The sequence below is a fragment of the Desulfosporosinus fructosivorans genome, from assembly GCF_004766045.1.
Lineage (GTDB): Bacteria > Bacillota > Desulfitobacteriia > Desulfitobacteriales > Desulfitobacteriaceae > Desulfosporosinus > Desulfosporosinus fructosivorans.
Window position 1 is genome coordinate 135,543 of the sequence record NZ_SPQQ01000010.1, and the last position, 13,621, is coordinate 149,163.

17 protein-coding genes, 2 tRNA genes and 2 other annotated features are annotated in these 13,621 nt (G+C 43.5%); all 19 genes read right to left on the bottom strand.

All coding sequences use genetic code 11. The annotated features are described in order from the left end of the window. Positions 1-296: 296 nt before the first annotated feature. The 19 genes from rplL to E4K67_RS22995 all read right to left on the bottom strand — a co-directional run bounded on the left by rplL (position 297) and on the right by E4K67_RS22995 (position 13,521). The gene (gene rplL, locus E4K67_RS22905; RefSeq protein WP_135550999.1) at positions 297-674 is read right to left on the bottom strand and encodes a 50S ribosomal protein L7/L12; all 378 of its coding nucleotides are present in this window, start codon (positions 672-674) and stop codon (positions 297-299) included. 57 nt (positions 675-731) lie between these two features. Then, positions 732-1,259: a 50S ribosomal protein L10 gene (gene rplJ, locus E4K67_RS22910; RefSeq protein WP_135551001.1), complete on the bottom strand. Its 528-nt coding sequence runs from the start codon at positions 1,257-1,259 to the stop codon at positions 732-734. A gap of 24 nt (positions 1,260-1,283) precedes the next feature. Then, positions 1,284-1,416: a sequence feature (ribosomal protein L10 leader region), on the bottom strand. A 69-nt stretch (positions 1,417-1,485) separates the two neighbouring features. Continuing rightward, a complete protein-coding gene (gene rplA, locus E4K67_RS22915; protein ID WP_135551003.1) occupies positions 1,486-2,184 on the bottom strand; it encodes a 50S ribosomal protein L1 in 699 nt (232 codons plus the stop codon). Between the two features lie 50 nt (positions 2,185-2,234). Then, positions 2,235-2,663, bottom strand: a complete 429-nt coding sequence (gene rplK / locus E4K67_RS22920) for a 50S ribosomal protein L11 (RefSeq protein WP_135551005.1) — start codon at positions 2,661-2,663, stop codon at positions 2,235-2,237. Positions 2,664-2,693: 30 nt separating this feature from the next. Further along, complete coding sequence (nusG, locus tag E4K67_RS22925) at positions 2,694-3,221, bottom strand: transcription termination/antitermination protein NusG (RefSeq protein WP_135551007.1); 528 nt, start codon at positions 3,219-3,221, stop codon at positions 2,694-2,696. A 42-nt stretch (positions 3,222-3,263) separates the two neighbouring features. Continuing rightward, complete coding sequence (gene secE, locus E4K67_RS22930) at positions 3,264-3,485, bottom strand: preprotein translocase subunit SecE (RefSeq protein WP_135551009.1); 222 nt, start codon at positions 3,483-3,485, stop codon at positions 3,264-3,266. 86 nt (positions 3,486-3,571) lie between these two features. Next, the gene (gene rpmG / locus E4K67_RS22935) at positions 3,572-3,721 is read right to left on the bottom strand and encodes a 50S ribosomal protein L33 (protein WP_135551011.1); all 150 of its coding nucleotides are present in this window, start codon (positions 3,719-3,721) and stop codon (positions 3,572-3,574) included. A 211-nt stretch (positions 3,722-3,932) separates the two neighbouring features. Beyond that, a tRNA-Met gene (locus E4K67_RS22940) sits at positions 3,933-4,007 on the bottom strand. Between the two features lie 27 nt (positions 4,008-4,034). Next, positions 4,035-4,110: transfer RNA gene (locus tag E4K67_RS22945), tRNA-Thr, on the bottom strand. 104 nt (positions 4,111-4,214) lie between these two features. Then, positions 4,215-4,865: an RNA polymerase sporulation sigma factor SigH gene (gene sigH / locus E4K67_RS22950; protein WP_135551013.1), complete on the bottom strand. Its 651-nt coding sequence runs from the start codon at positions 4,863-4,865 to the stop codon at positions 4,215-4,217. 96 nt (positions 4,866-4,961) lie between these two features. After that, positions 4,962-5,717 (bottom strand): 23S rRNA (guanosine(2251)-2'-O)-methyltransferase RlmB, encoded by a 756-nt coding sequence (gene rlmB / locus E4K67_RS22955; protein WP_135551137.1) that lies wholly within the window; start codon positions 5,715-5,717, stop codon positions 4,962-4,964. Between the two features lie 14 nt (positions 5,718-5,731). Continuing rightward, complete coding sequence (gene thyX, locus E4K67_RS22960; protein ID WP_135551015.1) at positions 5,732-6,409, bottom strand: FAD-dependent thymidylate synthase; 678 nt, start codon at positions 6,407-6,409, stop codon at positions 5,732-5,734. A gap of 29 nt (positions 6,410-6,438) precedes the next feature. Further along, positions 6,439-6,888, bottom strand: a complete 450-nt coding sequence (locus E4K67_RS22965; RefSeq protein ID WP_135551017.1) for a Mini-ribonuclease 3 — start codon at positions 6,886-6,888, stop codon at positions 6,439-6,441. 15 nt (positions 6,889-6,903) lie between these two features. Then, positions 6,904-8,337: a cysteine--tRNA ligase gene (gene cysS / locus E4K67_RS22970; RefSeq protein ID WP_135551019.1), complete on the bottom strand. Its 1,434-nt coding sequence runs from the start codon at positions 8,335-8,337 to the stop codon at positions 6,904-6,906. Then, positions 8,234-8,983: a serine O-acetyltransferase gene (gene cysE, locus E4K67_RS22975; protein WP_135551021.1), complete on the bottom strand. Its 750-nt coding sequence runs from the start codon at positions 8,981-8,983 to the stop codon at positions 8,234-8,236. Before cysE ends, cysS begins: the two co-directional genes overlap by 104 nt. Before the next feature lie 68 nt (positions 8,984-9,051). Next, positions 9,052-9,262, bottom strand: a binding site (T-box leader). 71 nt (positions 9,263-9,333) lie between these two features. Beyond that, positions 9,334-10,782, bottom strand: a complete 1,449-nt coding sequence (gene gltX / locus E4K67_RS22980; protein WP_135551023.1) for a glutamate--tRNA ligase — start codon at positions 10,780-10,782, stop codon at positions 9,334-9,336. Positions 10,783-10,944: 162 nt separating this feature from the next. Further along, positions 10,945-11,433, bottom strand: coding sequence for a 2-C-methyl-D-erythritol 2,4-cyclodiphosphate synthase (gene ispF / locus E4K67_RS22985; RefSeq protein WP_135551025.1), 489 nt, complete (start codon positions 11,431-11,433; stop codon positions 10,945-10,947). Positions 11,434-11,672: 239 nt separating this feature from the next. Next, the gene (gene ispD / locus E4K67_RS22990; protein ID WP_135551027.1) at positions 11,673-12,365 is read right to left on the bottom strand and encodes a 2-C-methyl-D-erythritol 4-phosphate cytidylyltransferase; all 693 of its coding nucleotides are present in this window, start codon (positions 12,363-12,365) and stop codon (positions 11,673-11,675) included. Beyond that, on the bottom strand, positions 12,358-13,521 hold the full coding sequence (locus tag E4K67_RS22995) for a PIN/TRAM domain-containing protein (RefSeq protein ID WP_135551139.1): 1,164 nt from the start codon (positions 13,519-13,521) through the stop codon (positions 12,358-12,360). Before E4K67_RS22995 ends, ispD begins: the two co-directional genes overlap by 8 nt. Positions 13,522-13,621: the final 100 nt, after the last annotated feature.

Sequence of the window (13,621 nt, forward strand, 5' to 3'; positions counted from 1 at the left end):
ATATATTGACATATACAGCCAAAAGCAAGGCCTTTTAATAGAACCTCGCTTCACTGTTTATGGTATTCCGCCTCATTTCAACAAAATCAAGCTAATATCTCCTCAATATCCAATGCTTTCAAATAATTACCAGAGCATGGACAGATTAAGTAATAATTCCAGTTACATGTATTGTAACATCTATAGAGTATAACAAAACATAATAGTGCTGTCAAGTAATATTCATTAATTTTATATCAAGTATAAGAAAGAAGGTACCCTCTTCGAGAGAGAGTACCTTCTTGGATCTATTAAGCTTATTTCACTTCGACGGTTGCACCGGCTTCAGTTAATTTTGCTTTTAAAGCTTCTGCTTCGTCTTTGGAGATTTTTTCTTTTACTGCTTTAGGCGCATTGTCAACGAGATCCTTAGCTTCTTTCAGACCAAGGCCAGTCGCTTCGCGAACAACTTTGATAACACTGATTTTAGAAGCTCCACAATTCATGAGCATAACATCAAATTCTGTTTTTTCTTCTACTTCTTCAGATGCAGGAGCTGCTGCTCCTCCGCCTGCAACTGCTACTGGAGCTGCTGCACTTACGCCGAATTCTACTTCAAACGCCTTTACGAGTTCAGATAGTTCGAGGACAGTTAAACCTTTAACGGATTCGAGAATTTCATTTACTTTAGACATTATTAATTTCCCCCTTAAAATATGAGTGTTTTAGATTTATAACTAATGAACATTAAATTACTGAGCAGCCTTAAGCTTACGCACTTCTTCCAATGCATAGCCCATTTTTCGGATCGGTCCTTGAAGAACGTTGACCATACCAGTAAGTGGCGCCTGCATACCACGCAAGACCATAGTCAGTAGCACTTCGCGGGAAGGAAGAGCTGCAAGAGCTTTGACTTCCTCAGATCCAATTACTTTCCCATTGAGCACTCCAGCTTTGATTTGGAACTTTTTCAGCTTATTTACTTTGACAAACTCCATTAAAACTTTGGCTGGAGCGACAGGATCTGCACAAAAAGCAAGTGCAGTTGGTCCCTTAAGATAGGAATCCAGGCCTTCTACTCCTAGTTCAGCAGCGGCGCGGCGTACTAGTGTGTTTTTCATCACCCTGTACTCCACTCCAGCATTACGAAGCTGAGCACGCAATTGCGTTACTTGAGCCACGGTCAAACCACGATAGTCAGCTAAGACAATCCCAGAGGCATTTTGGAACTTTTCCTTGATTTCTGAGACTACTAGACTTTTTTCTTCAATATTAGGCATTATGTGTACCTCCTTCCTTCAGATAAACTTAGCAAAAAACCTCCGCGTTTGCAGAGGTTAAGAATGCCAAAGAAATATCCATCGGCGTATCTTCCAACCTCGGCAGGACATTAAGCCTTACGGCACCTGCTTTCTACAGCGGACTTATATAGTAGGGACAATACGTGAATTGTCCGTACGTGCTAGTGTATCTTCTCTACTGACTATTGTCAAGAATATACCGATGTTACTGAGCGAGAGCTTTTGCAGGGTTAATGCGTACGCCAGGTCCCATTGTTGAAGACACGGTAACACTACGTACATATTGGCCCTTAGCAGCAGCAGGCTTAGCTTTAGCTAAGGTCTCAGCTAAAACACGATAGTTTTCTAACAGTTGTTCAGCAGTAAACGAGGCTTTCCCGATTGGAGCTTGAATGATACCAGCTTTCTCCGCGCGGTATTCAATCTTACCAGCTTTGATCTCTTTAATTGCCCGAGCTACATCTAGGGTAACTGTTCCGGTTTTAGGGTTAGGCATAAGGCCTTTTGGTCCGAGAACTCGGCCCAACTTACCCACCATTCCCATCATATCCGGTGTTGCAACTACTACTTCAAAACCGAACCATCCTTGCTCGATCTTAGCAATCATGTCTTCAGCACCGACAAAGTCTGCGCCAGCGAGTTCTGCTTCTTTAGCTTTCTCCCCTTTAGCAAATACCAACACGGACCGAGTTTTTCCAGTACCATTCGGAAGCACAATTGCGCCACGAATTTGTTGGTCAGCATGACGGGTGTCAATACCCAGCTTGAAAGCAACTTCAACTGTCTCATCGAACTTTGCTTTTGCGTTAGTTAGAACGATTGTTAGAGCCTCTAGTGGTTCGTAAAGAGCAATACGATCAAAAGATTTTACTGCCTCTTGATACTTTTTACCGACTTTTGCCATTCTTTTAACCTCCTTGTGGTAATGCGGGCTTAGCCCTCCCACAATATTTTTTAGCCTTCGATGATATCGATTCCCATGCTCCGCGCTGTACCTTCAACCATACGCATTGCAGCTTCGATGCTTGCAGCATTCAAATCCTTCATCTTAATGTCCGCAATCTCGCGAACCTTCGATTTTGGGACAGACGCTACCTTTTTACGATTTGGTTCTGCTGAACCCGAAGTGATATTTGCTGCTTTTTTTAACAATACAGCAGCTGGTGGAGTTTTGGTGATAAAGGTAAACGAGCGATCTTCATACACTGTAATTTCAACAGGAATGATAAGTCCTGCTTGATCTTTGGTGCGTTCATTGTATTCTTTGCAGAAAGCCATAATGTTGACACCATGTTGACCCAGTGCTGGACCAATTGGAGGTGCCGGTGTTGCCTTTCCTGCATTAATCGCTAATTTTACCAACCCAATTACTTTTTTTGCCATTGTCATTACACCTCCTTATCAGGATAACCCTTAATCGAGTCTTTGAACCTGCGCAAACTCCAATTCGACAGGAGTCTCTCTACCAAACATTGACACTTCTACTCGCAATTTGCCTTTGTCTGCAAGAATTTCACGAACCACTCCTACAAAGTCCTTAAACGGACCCGCAATGACCTGGATACTCTGATTGATCTCAAAATCAATTCGAGTGTGAACTTCATCCATACCCATTTGTTGTAGAATCTTAACAACCTCACTGTCCAGTAATGGAATCGGCTTCGTTCCCGTGCCAACAAACCCAGTTACACCAGGCGTATTACGTACAACATACCATGAGTCGTCTGTCATTTCCATTTCAACGAGCACATAGCCTGGATACACCTTGCGTTTGGTGACTTTCTGCTTCCCATTTTTGAATTCGATTTCATCTTCCATGGGAACGAGTACGCGAAATATCTTCTCTTCCATGTTCATGGACTCGACACGTTTTTCAAGATTCATCTTTACTTTGTTCTCATAGCCGGAATAAGTATGAATAACAAACCAGTCTTTTGCCATTTCTCAAGGACCTCCTCAGACACTGCCGTAGGATCTCACAGGTTAGGGCAGTAACTTGGTCAAGGCCAGACTTAACCCGCTATCCACAATCCACATCAGAATGGATACAATCACCACCGCAAAGAATACAACTCCTGTATAGGTGAGTAATTGCCTACGGTTTGGCCAATGAACTTTCTTTAACTCGCTCAAAACCCCGCGTAAATACTCTGCAGCTTTTTCTGTCTGCCGCTGAGTATTGGCTGGTTTCTTCAACGCGCCCATCACTTCACATCCTTACACGACATCGAATGTCATTGACACTGTGACAACGCTTCCTGGCGTACAGTATAAACCATTACAAAAAAAAATTACTTAGTCTCTTTATGGAGAGTATGGGTTTTGCAAAACTTACAAAATTTTTGGGCTTCCAAGCGATCAGGGTTATTCTTCTTATTTTTGATAGAAGCGTAGTTACGGTGCTTGCAATCCGTACACGCCAATATAATGCCAACGCGCATTCACGAACACCTCCCGGACAACGGTAAGACGCTGTATTTTAATTCATTACTCAAAATACTTTATCATAAGATAATTTCCGTGTCAAGAATAACATCTTATCATAAAGAAAACTCGGCTAGCAATAGCCAAGTTGCGCTTATACGCCAGTCATGGCGAGTAGGGACACTTCTGACTAGTATAAAAAAGACAGCTTCGCTGTCTGATCGCACTTGGTTGCGGGGGCCGGATTTGAACCGACGACCTTCGGGTTATGAGCCCGACGAGCTACCACTGCTCCACCCCGCGATGTTAGATAATTCAGTTGTCCATTAATGGAGCCAACGATGGGACTCGAACCCGCAACCTACTGATTACAAATCAGTTGCTCTACCAATTGAGCTACGTCGGCATTTCTCAAGTGCCTTAATCTCTGTATCTTCGCTAGGCACTTGTGTAGTCTAACATTTCTCACTGCCGAATGCAAGCATTTTATTTGTGATGACCTATGTAAAATTATCCATCACGGCGTTCTAGATAGCGTTCAAGCTTTCTCTTAACCCTCTGCAACGCATTATCAATCGATTTCACATGTCTTCTCAGGTCAACTGCAATCTCCTGATAGGATTTCCCTTCCAAGTAGGACATCAGTACTTTCCATTCCAATGAGCTGAGGATTTCACCCATTTTTTCCTCAATATCGTCGAATTCTTCCCGGCTGATCATAAGTTCTTCTGGATCTGTGATTCTAGTTCCGGAGATTACATCAAGTAGTGTCCGATCAGAATCTTCGTCGTAGATGGGCTTATTCAAGGAAACATATGAGTTGAGCGGAATGTGTTTCTGACGAGTTGCCGTTTTAATCGCCGTAATAATTTGGCGAGTAATGCATAATTCGGCAAAAGCTCGAAAGGAAGAAAGTTTGTCGCCACGAAAATCTCGAATAGCCTTATAGAGTCCAATCATACCCTCTTGGATAATATCTTCACGATCGGCTCCAATTAGAAAATACGAACGGGCTTTTGCTCTGACAAAGTTTTTATACTTGTTGATTAGGTACTCTAGTGCTGTAGCGTCGCCTTTCTTGGCAAGCTCAACCACCTGTTCATCCACTATTACATCGATGCTTTCGCAATCCAGTAGCTCTGGTTGGGCTTGAAGAGTCAAGTTGATACCCCCTAATGTCGTCATGAAACAGACGCAAATCTCGCTCGCCCTTGTCCACGAGAACATTCTTATTATACTCGACCCTAAAGAAAAGCGTCAAGGCGAAGTTTTGGTTGTTCTGTCGGTTCTCTGCCGAAGAACTTCATAAAGCATGACAGACCCAGCAACGCTAGCGTTTAGCGAACTGACTTTCCCCCTCATTGGTAGACTGACAAGCTCATCACAATTTTCTCGTAGTAAACGGCTTATGCCTTTCCCTTCGCTACCAATGACAATAACTCGCGAACCGGTGAGGTCTGCTTCAAAAGCTACTTTTCCTCCTGCTTCAGCCCCAGACACCCAGCAACCTTTCTTCTTGAGTTCCTGTAAGGTTTGGACCAGATTGCTCACACGCGCTACGAGCACATGCTCAACAGCCCCGGCAGAAGTTTTAGCGACAGTACCTGTCAAGGTAACACTGCGTCTTTTAGGAATAATCACCCCATGGGCTCCGACAGCATCTACTGTCCTCAATAACGCCCCCAAATTATGAGGGTCTTCGATCTCATCCAGCATCAAAATAAAAGGGGCTTCCTGCCTTTCTTCAGCCAAAGCAAGCATGTCCTCTACACTAGCATACTCTCGCGCTGCAATATAGGCAAGCATTCCTTGGTGGCGCTCACGGTTGGTTAAGCGGTCAAGAGACTGACGATCGACAAATTGATAAGGTATGCTCCGTTCACGCAATAACGAAATGATATCTTGATTTCGTCCACCTGGTCCTTCCGTTACAAAGAGTACCTTATTAACTGGTTTCCCGCTTTTTAAAAGCTCCAATACGGGATTTTTGCCGAAGACCATTTCATCGTTCAAGTCGCTCAAGTCGTTCACTTCTTTCCTTCTAGGGTTTTCAATCTCCCACAACTATACTTGCCCTGACGGCAGATACCTTGCGTTATGCAAGTCGGGCCAGCCTCGCTAAAAAGATTGGGAGCTACAACTCGGACCAACTCCAACATCTTTTCCGCTAAAGAACGGATCTCCCACTGAGCTCTTATACAAGTGCGGTGCTCAAAAAAATTTAGTAAAGATCTAACATTAAACGTAGCCATCAAAGATGTTGTACAAGCATTTGGTAAAACATAACGGGCATCCTCTGCTGGCACACTATTCAAGAGCTCTTGATAGTCCTCCTGAAGGCGAGCCATAACCATCTCAAAACGTTCTAATGCCTGAGGACTCCGCTTTACACTTGGTGGAACGACAAAATCAAACCCTTTTTCTTCGACATAGCGTTGAGAACGCTGAGAATAACTTGCGATTCGGTGGCGGACGAGTTGGTGAGACAAGGCCCTTGAGACACCATCTATTGAAAACTGAAAACTCACATGCTCAAAGGTAGAAAGATGACCCATCTCCCGCAATTTACGAACAAAACTTGCCACCACTTCATCATCTAAGCGTTCTAATAAATCAGGGACTGGATCCGAAGAGTAACATAAGCGGGCAGCTGCCGCAACTACTTTTTCTGGCTCAGGGGTATGTTGAATAAGTTCCACTCGCATAGTCTTGTTTCTCTCTCCCCTCTATCTTTTTAATCCAGTCGTGATACTCCCACTTCTCCAAGTGGCAACGGTATCTCGTACACTGCTTCGGTGGAGATTGACTCCCCCTCAATTATGCCATCCACTTGATCGAACGCCCATTGCAGGCGATCGTTTAGTTGATTCAAATGCCAATAGCCCACTAAACTTTCAAACGCCGTCGCATGACGGTAAGTAACAACATCTACGTTCTTAGGATGCCCTCCCTTGGCATTTCGCCCGCGCATAACAACTTGCTGTTCCACCTCGTTAAGATCAGGTAAAAGGGCACGTAAAATTAGGGCTTGGGTACTAGCACGAACATAGCCAACTGCTTGTTTGTGGAGTTCCTTAACCTTTTCATGCCCCAGCTCCAGCATATGAGTACGTGCCCAAAGTTCATAGACCGCATCTCCCAAATACGCTAATGTTAAGGCATTCATTTCCTGCCAATTTTGCATAAAACCCCACCTCAACTACTTCTTAATTTGCCATCTCGCCCCTTGCGGAGTATCTTCAATAATTATGCCTTTTTCCTTGAGCGCATCTCGGATAAAATCTGCCATTTCCCAATCTTTTTTTAGGCGTGTCCGTGAACGGATCTGCATAACGACCTCCATTACCTGACTGAGAATTTCATCGTTTTCGACAGGAACACGAGCCGGATGAAGTAGGTCAAACCCGAGCACTCCTCCAAGTTCTAAGAGGGTCTTTTGGGCTTCTTCTAATCCTTTAGAAGGGCCAGGGTTCTCCTGGACACACCCATTCATCGTTTTAGCTAGTTCAAAGAGCGCTGCATAAGCGAGCGCTGAATTAAAATCATCATCCATGGCCTTCCCAAATGCCTCACGAGCATCTTTGCCCGCTTGAAATAATTCAGCCTCAATCCGTTCGTTCACAGAAGATCCCTCACGCTCCAACGCTTGCTGGGCTAAACGGATACTGGTCTGCAAGCGCTCTAGCCCTTTTTGGGCCATAACCAAGTTCTGATCATCGAAATCCAACGGACTACGATAATGAGTGCCCAGTAAATAAAAACGGATGACTTCTCCTGCTGATTTTTCAAGTAACTCCCGGGTTGTAAAGAAATTGCCTAAGGACTTGGACATTTTTTCCTGATTGATGGTCAGAAATGCGTTGTGCATCCAATAATGAGCAAAGGTCTCTCCTTTTAAGTACCCTTCCGTTTGAGCAATTTCATTTTCATGATGAGGAAAAACAAGGTCTCCTCCTCCACCATGAATATCGAAACCTGCCCCCAGATATTTTAACGACATTGCTGTGCATTCGATGTGCCAACCTGGACGGCCCTTGCCCCATGGGCTTTCCCAAGAGGGTTCTCCTGGCTTGGCGTTTTTCCATAGTGCAAAGTCCATCGGATGATGTTTGCGTTTGTCCACCTCAACCCTAGCTCCGGCCTTCATATCATCGAGCGTTCTGCCAGACAGCTTCCCATAGTTGGGAAAATGATCTACCGCAAAATAAACATCCCCATCCACTTCGTACGCTAATCCTGAGCTTATAAGCCCTTCAATAATCCCAATCATTTCCGGAATATGTTCCGTAGCCTTAGGATGTACGGTCGCCGGTAGGATATTCAGGGCCAAGGCATCCTTGAAATATTCGGCAATATATTTCTGGCCTAAAGCCAAAGGCTCCATCCCTTCTTCGTTTCCCCGTTTAATAATTTTGTCATCCACATCAGTGAAATTCTGTACGTAATTGACATCATATCCTTTATACATGAAATAACGCCTAATCATGTCAAATACGACAAACATCCGCGCATTCCCCACATGGATAAAGTTATAGGTCGTCGGACCGCATACGTACATCGCAACCTTCCCGCTCTCCCGTGGCTGGAACTGCTCTTTTTGACGAGTCATTGTGTTGTATAATTTCAAAGACATTGTATCCACTCTCCTCTTTAATTAGGCGTTGTTCCAAATATTCCACACGATGCATTAAGCATTTTAACATTTCATTGACTGGATCGGGTAGGTCATCATGTCTTAAATCAGGGTCTTTGATCGGGACTCCGTGGTGAAGAACAATCCTGCCTGGAACCCCTACTACAGTCGTGTCACTAGGGATTGGTTTATTCACCACCGACCCTGCTCCTATTTTTACATTATCCCCAACTTTAAAAGATCCCAAAATCTTTGCACCCGCTCCAATCACGACATTATTCCCAATGGTCGGATGCCTTTTACCTTTTTCTTTACCTGTCCCACCCAGGGTAGCCCCTTGGTAGATGGTAACATTGTCTCCAACTTCTGCAGTTTCACCGATGACTACACCTGTTCCATGATCAATAAAAAAGCCTTGTCCGATCTTCGCACCTGGGTGGATTTCAATCCCGGTAAGGAATCGAGAGAGCTGGGAGATCATACGCGGTATAAGCACCATTTTGTGCAGATACATCCAATGTGCCACTCGGTGAAAAAGTACGGCATGAAACCCTGGATAACAAAATATGACCTCCCAAATACTTTTTGCTGCAGGATCTCGTTCAAAAATAACTCGCACATCACGCCTCAATTGTGGAAATAACATTTACCTCACCCCACTCCCTCAAAATTATCCAAATAACCTGTAAATAAATACAAAAAGCGGAGCCCTTCGTCAGAGACGAAAGATTCCGCGGTTCCACTCTGTTTGAACGATACTTCGTTCCAACTTAAAACTTTAACGCAGTCAAAACGGATTGGAATACTTTTCTTCTTCCAATCAACTCAGAGACGCACTTCCAAAAATTCCTTGCTAATGGCTTCCACTATCCCATCTTCGCTTGTTGCAATTCCTCTTTGTACTCTTTCTCGTCATCGCCTTATCACTATGAATTGTGATTATTATAGACCAGAGTTCAAAACACTGTCAACATTACGGTGTGTATTCTTATTAGTCTACCCCAATTTTTGTATACCGACTTCAAGACGACGCAATGTTTCACCCTTACCTAAGAGTTCAGCTAGCTCAACGGCGCCCCCGGGAGTTGAAGCTTTTCCGGAAAGTGCAATACGAACAGGCCATAATACTTGGCCGTTTTTCACCCCTAAGGTCGCCGCTAAAGTGGTCAGACATCCCTCGATCCCATCATGTCCCCATTGATTTAACAGCGAAAGTTCTTCCTTCGATGCCCTTAAATTATTTAAAGCGATTAATAAATCAGTTTTCATTTTTTTATTCAAATACAGCTGGGGGTCATAGTTAGGCAATTCCGCTAAAAAATCGATCTTCTCAGGTATTTCTAATAAAATTTCCGTGCGGGGTTGCAGAAGTACGCTAACCTTTTTTAAATCAATTTCAGAATGAACTAGTTCCGTATAATATGGAACCGCCACTTGGTGGAAATCCTCCGTACTCATACGACGAAGATACTCACCGTTCATCCATTTTAGCTTGTTGATATCAAAAATCGCCGGTGATTTGCTTAATCCTTTTATTGAAAACTGCTCTCTTAAGTCATTTAATGTAAAGAACTCTTCATTGGTGCTAGGGCTCCACCCCAATAAAACAATATAGTTAATAATTGCCTCTTTGAGGAACCCCTTTTCTATAAGATCTTGGAATGAGGCATCCCCCTCTCGCTTACTCAGCTTTTTTTCAGCGGTCTTCATAATTGGAGCTACGTGAAGATAAGAAGGAATTTCCCAACCAAACGATTGATAAATGAGATTATATTTTGGAGTAGAGGACAGATATTCAGACCCTCTTACGACGTGAGTGATTTCCATAAGATGGTCATCAATGACGTTCGCAAAATTATAGGTGGGCATCCCATCCGCTTTCAACAAAATTCCGTCAGTCAGCGTCTCGTTTTCTACAGTAATTGTCCCGTAGACCAAATCCTCAAATGAAGTGGATCCTGTTTTAGGGACCTTTTGTCGAATTACATATGCCTCGTTGTTTTGAAGTCTGCTCTCAACTTCTTTGTTTGTGAGTATTTTACAAAATCCATCATACTCAAATGCTCCACTCTGAGATTCAGACCCTTTCCTAAGCTGGTCTAAGCGCTCCTTTGAGCAAAAGCAGTAATAAGCCCCCCCCAGCTCGACAAGTTTTTCAGCGTATTCTTTATAAATTTCTTTTCTTTCACTTTGAACATAGGGACCAAATGCTCCACCTATATCTGGCCCTTCATCATAATTCAGATTCACCGACCGAAGCGTTTCGTAAATGACCTCTCTTGCGCCTTCTACATAACGTTCCTGGTCGGTATCCTCAATCCTTAGAATAAATGTTCCATTTTGAATCTTAGCTATTAAATACTCGTATATTGCAGTCCTCAAGTTTCCAATATGCATATAACCCGTTGGGCTCGGGGCAAATCTCGTCCGAATTTCTTTACTCATTTCCAATCCTCCGATTCTGTTTCTAAGTCACCGATTCACTGCAAGGCAATTCATGAATCGCCCTTACAGAAGAGCTTTCAGAAATTTTCTCTGCTCAACTTAAGGTGAACAAGTTCACTATACTCAAACTGATTCAGATTTCCCTTACTATATTTTCTAAGATTAGCTCTCAAATCCTATTAAACACACAATGGCTTGAGAACTAATCCCTTCCTCTCGACCTTCAAATCCAAGGCGTTCAGTAGTCGTTGCCTTCACTGAAACACAGGATTCCTCAACTCTCAACACCTTAGCCATATTCATTCTCATGTCCATTATGTAAGGGGCCAATTTAGGGCGCTGCGCTACAATGATACTGTCAACATTTCCAACGCGATAACCCTTTTCTTGAATGAGCCTTACAACATGTTCCAGCAAAGTAATACTGGAAATGCCCTGATACTGGGGATCATGATCCGGAAAATGAGCACCGATATCCCCTAAGGCTAAAGCACCTAAAAGAGCATCCATGATTGCATGAATTAGAACATCCGCATCCGAGTGCCCAAGCAAACCTCGATCATAGGGGATTTCCACCCCTCCCAGAATCAAAGGTCGCCCCTCAACTAAGGCGTGTACATCATAACCTATTCCAACTTTAATAAGTAACACCTACTTTCCGAATTCCCGAGACAAGCACGAGACGAGAGCGCAAGACAAGAGGGGGACACGCAAGACAAGGGGACGGTTCTCCTGTCTGACTTGAAAGGTTAGACAAGAGAACCGTCCCCTTGTCTTGTTCTTGTCTCATGACTTGGAGGGTTAGACAAAAGAACCGTCCCTCTGGCTTCCTCGAAGCCCCCTGTCGCTCTCCAGTCTTTCGCGCCTCTTATCTCACACCTGCTCGAGCGTCACGCTTCACGCATTGCAAGAATTCGTTCAGCTAACCACAAATCATCAGGTGTAGTCACCTTAATATTCTCCTGTGAGCCTTCAACCATCTGGACTGGATACCCCATCCACTCTAGCAAAGCGGCATCATCCGTGCCATAGTATCCAACTTTTTCCGCCTGATGATGCGCTTCCTCTAATATCCCTCGGTCAAAGATTTGAGGTGTTTGGACAGCTCGCAACCCTTCGCGTGGCGGGGTTTCGAGCACTTTACCAGATAGGTCTACTCTCTTTATCGTATCCTTTAGCTGGATGCCCATAATTGCAGCAGAAAACTCTTCAGTCTCTTCTAAGAATCGATGAAATGCTTGTAATGTCAAAAGGGGCCTCGCCCCATCATGAACCACTACCCGTTGAATAGTGGAACTAAGAGCTTGAACCCCTGTACGAACGGAATCTTGGCGTTGCGCTCCCCCTTGAATTATCGCAACAACTTTAAGGAACTTATGATGATAGACAAGTTCTTTAATAACAAGGAGATCGCTTTCCGCCCCTACAATAACAATTTCAGAAACATAACTGGATTCTTCGAAGAGTCTAACCGTATGGACCAAGATAGGTTGTCCCCGTAGTAACAAAAATTGCTTGTTGAATCCGGCCCCCATCCGTTTGCCTTGACCTGCTGCAGGGATAACAATCCCAATCTCAGCCAATCGCATTCACCTCGTCAATTGTACGAAGGCCCATCGGCTTTTTTTCAAGAACACTTTTTGGCTTGGCAAAAATCATACGTCCAGCTGCGGTTTGCAGAACGCTCGTTACTAGAACTGTAACATTTTGTCCCATAAAGCGTCGTCCCGTGTCTACAACAATCATAGTTCCGTCATCCAGATAGGCTACGCCCTGGCCCGGTTCTTTTCCTTCTTTCATAACTTGAACTAACATTTCTTCGCCGGGTAAAACTATCGGTTTAAGGGCATTGGCCAATTCATTGATGTTTAAAACCTTAACCCCTTGTAGTTCAGCCACTTTGTTAAGATTATAGTCATTTGTCAAAAGGGGCGACCCTAAAACTTGCCCCAAGCGCACTAGTTTACTATCAACTTCATTAATATCATCAAAGTCTTGTTCATGAATATGAACTTTGATTGCCGTTTCCTTGGAGATCTGATTGAGTATATCAAGGCCTCTACGCCCTCGATTTCGTTTGAGCAAGTCCGAAGAATCTGCGATATGTCGAAGCTCCTCTAGGACGAATCCTGGAATGAGTAATACTCCTTCTACAAACCCAGTTTTGACAATGTCTGCAATCCGACCATCAATAATTACGCTGGTATCAAGAATTTTATAATTCACCCGCTCAATAGGGGCGTCCACTTTAGTTTCCTTATTTTTGTCTGTTTTTTCCGCCTTATCTCCACGAAATTTCGGTAAGAAGCTGAGAAAACCCACGACATCCTCTTTCCGCTTCATGCCAATCGTCAAACCCAAATAACCCAAGAGAATGCTTAGTAAAACCGCCAAAATTGGTCCAAAAAATTGTATGTCGCGAAATGAATTACTAAATAAACTTGAAATAATAAGTCCTATGATTCCCCCAACGGCTCCACTCATAAGATCATGTGTTGGGACCCGGGTTAAACGTGAATCTATCCATCTCATTAAGGAAAGAAAAGAACGAATACTAACTGGAGCAATTAAAAATCCGATAACAGCAAATAAAACAACCATCGCGGCATAGGTCCAAACAGGAGAAATATTCCATCCTAAGGATTGTAAAAGATTGAGGCGTAAAAATAAATAACTTAGATAAAATCCAAACGCCCCTACTAACAGAGTGATGATCCCGCGTATTAAGTTGCGAATCATCATTTCACCTCCTTTTTTACCTATTGTGACTAAAAGTCTTTCCAATTATACTTTACATTAGTATATAATTTCAAGTAAAGGATATTTAAGTATATTTTCG

Coding starts and splice junctions, on each gene's coding strand:
- rplL (WP_135550999.1), bottom strand. CDS start 674: ATGTCTAAAGTAAATGAAATTCTCGAATCCGTTAAAGGTTTAACTGTC.
- rplJ (WP_135551001.1), bottom strand. CDS start 1,259: ATGCCTAATATTGAAGAAAAAAGTCTAGTAGTCTCAGAAATCAAGGAA.
- rplA (WP_135551003.1), bottom strand. CDS start 2,184: ATGGCAAAAGTCGGTAAAAAGTATCAAGAGGCAGTAAAATCTTTTGAT.
- rplK (WP_135551005.1), bottom strand. CDS start 2,663: ATGGCAAAAAAAGTAATTGGGTTGGTAAAATTAGCGATTAATGCAGGA.
- nusG (WP_135551007.1), bottom strand. CDS start 3,221: ATGGCAAAAGACTGGTTTGTTATTCATACTTATTCCGGCTATGAGAAC.
- secE (WP_135551009.1), bottom strand. CDS start 3,485: ATGGGCGCGTTGAAGAAACCAGCCAATACTCAGCGGCAGACAGAAAAA.
- rpmG (WP_135551011.1), bottom strand. CDS start 3,721: ATGCGCGTTGGCATTATATTGGCGTGTACGGATTGCAAGCACCGTAAC.
- thyX (WP_135551015.1), bottom strand. CDS start 6,409: ATGCGAGTGGAACTTATTCAACATACCCCTGAGCCAGAAAAAGTAGTT.
- E4K67_RS22965 (WP_135551017.1), bottom strand. CDS start 6,888: ATGCAAAATTGGCAGGAAATGAATGCCTTAACATTAGCGTATTTGGGA.
- cysS (WP_135551019.1), bottom strand. CDS start 8,337: ATGTCTTTGAAATTATACAACACAATGACTCGTCAAAAAGAGCAGTTC.
- cysE (WP_135551021.1), bottom strand. CDS start 8,983: ATGTTATTTCCACAATTGAGGCGTGATGTGCGAGTTATTTTTGAACGA.
- gltX (WP_135551023.1), bottom strand. CDS start 10,782: ATGAGTAAAGAAATTCGGACGAGATTTGCCCCGAGCCCAACGGGTTAT.
- E4K67_RS22995 (WP_135551139.1), bottom strand. CDS start 13,521: ATGATTCGCAACTTAATACGCGGGATCATCACTCTGTTAGTAGGGGCG.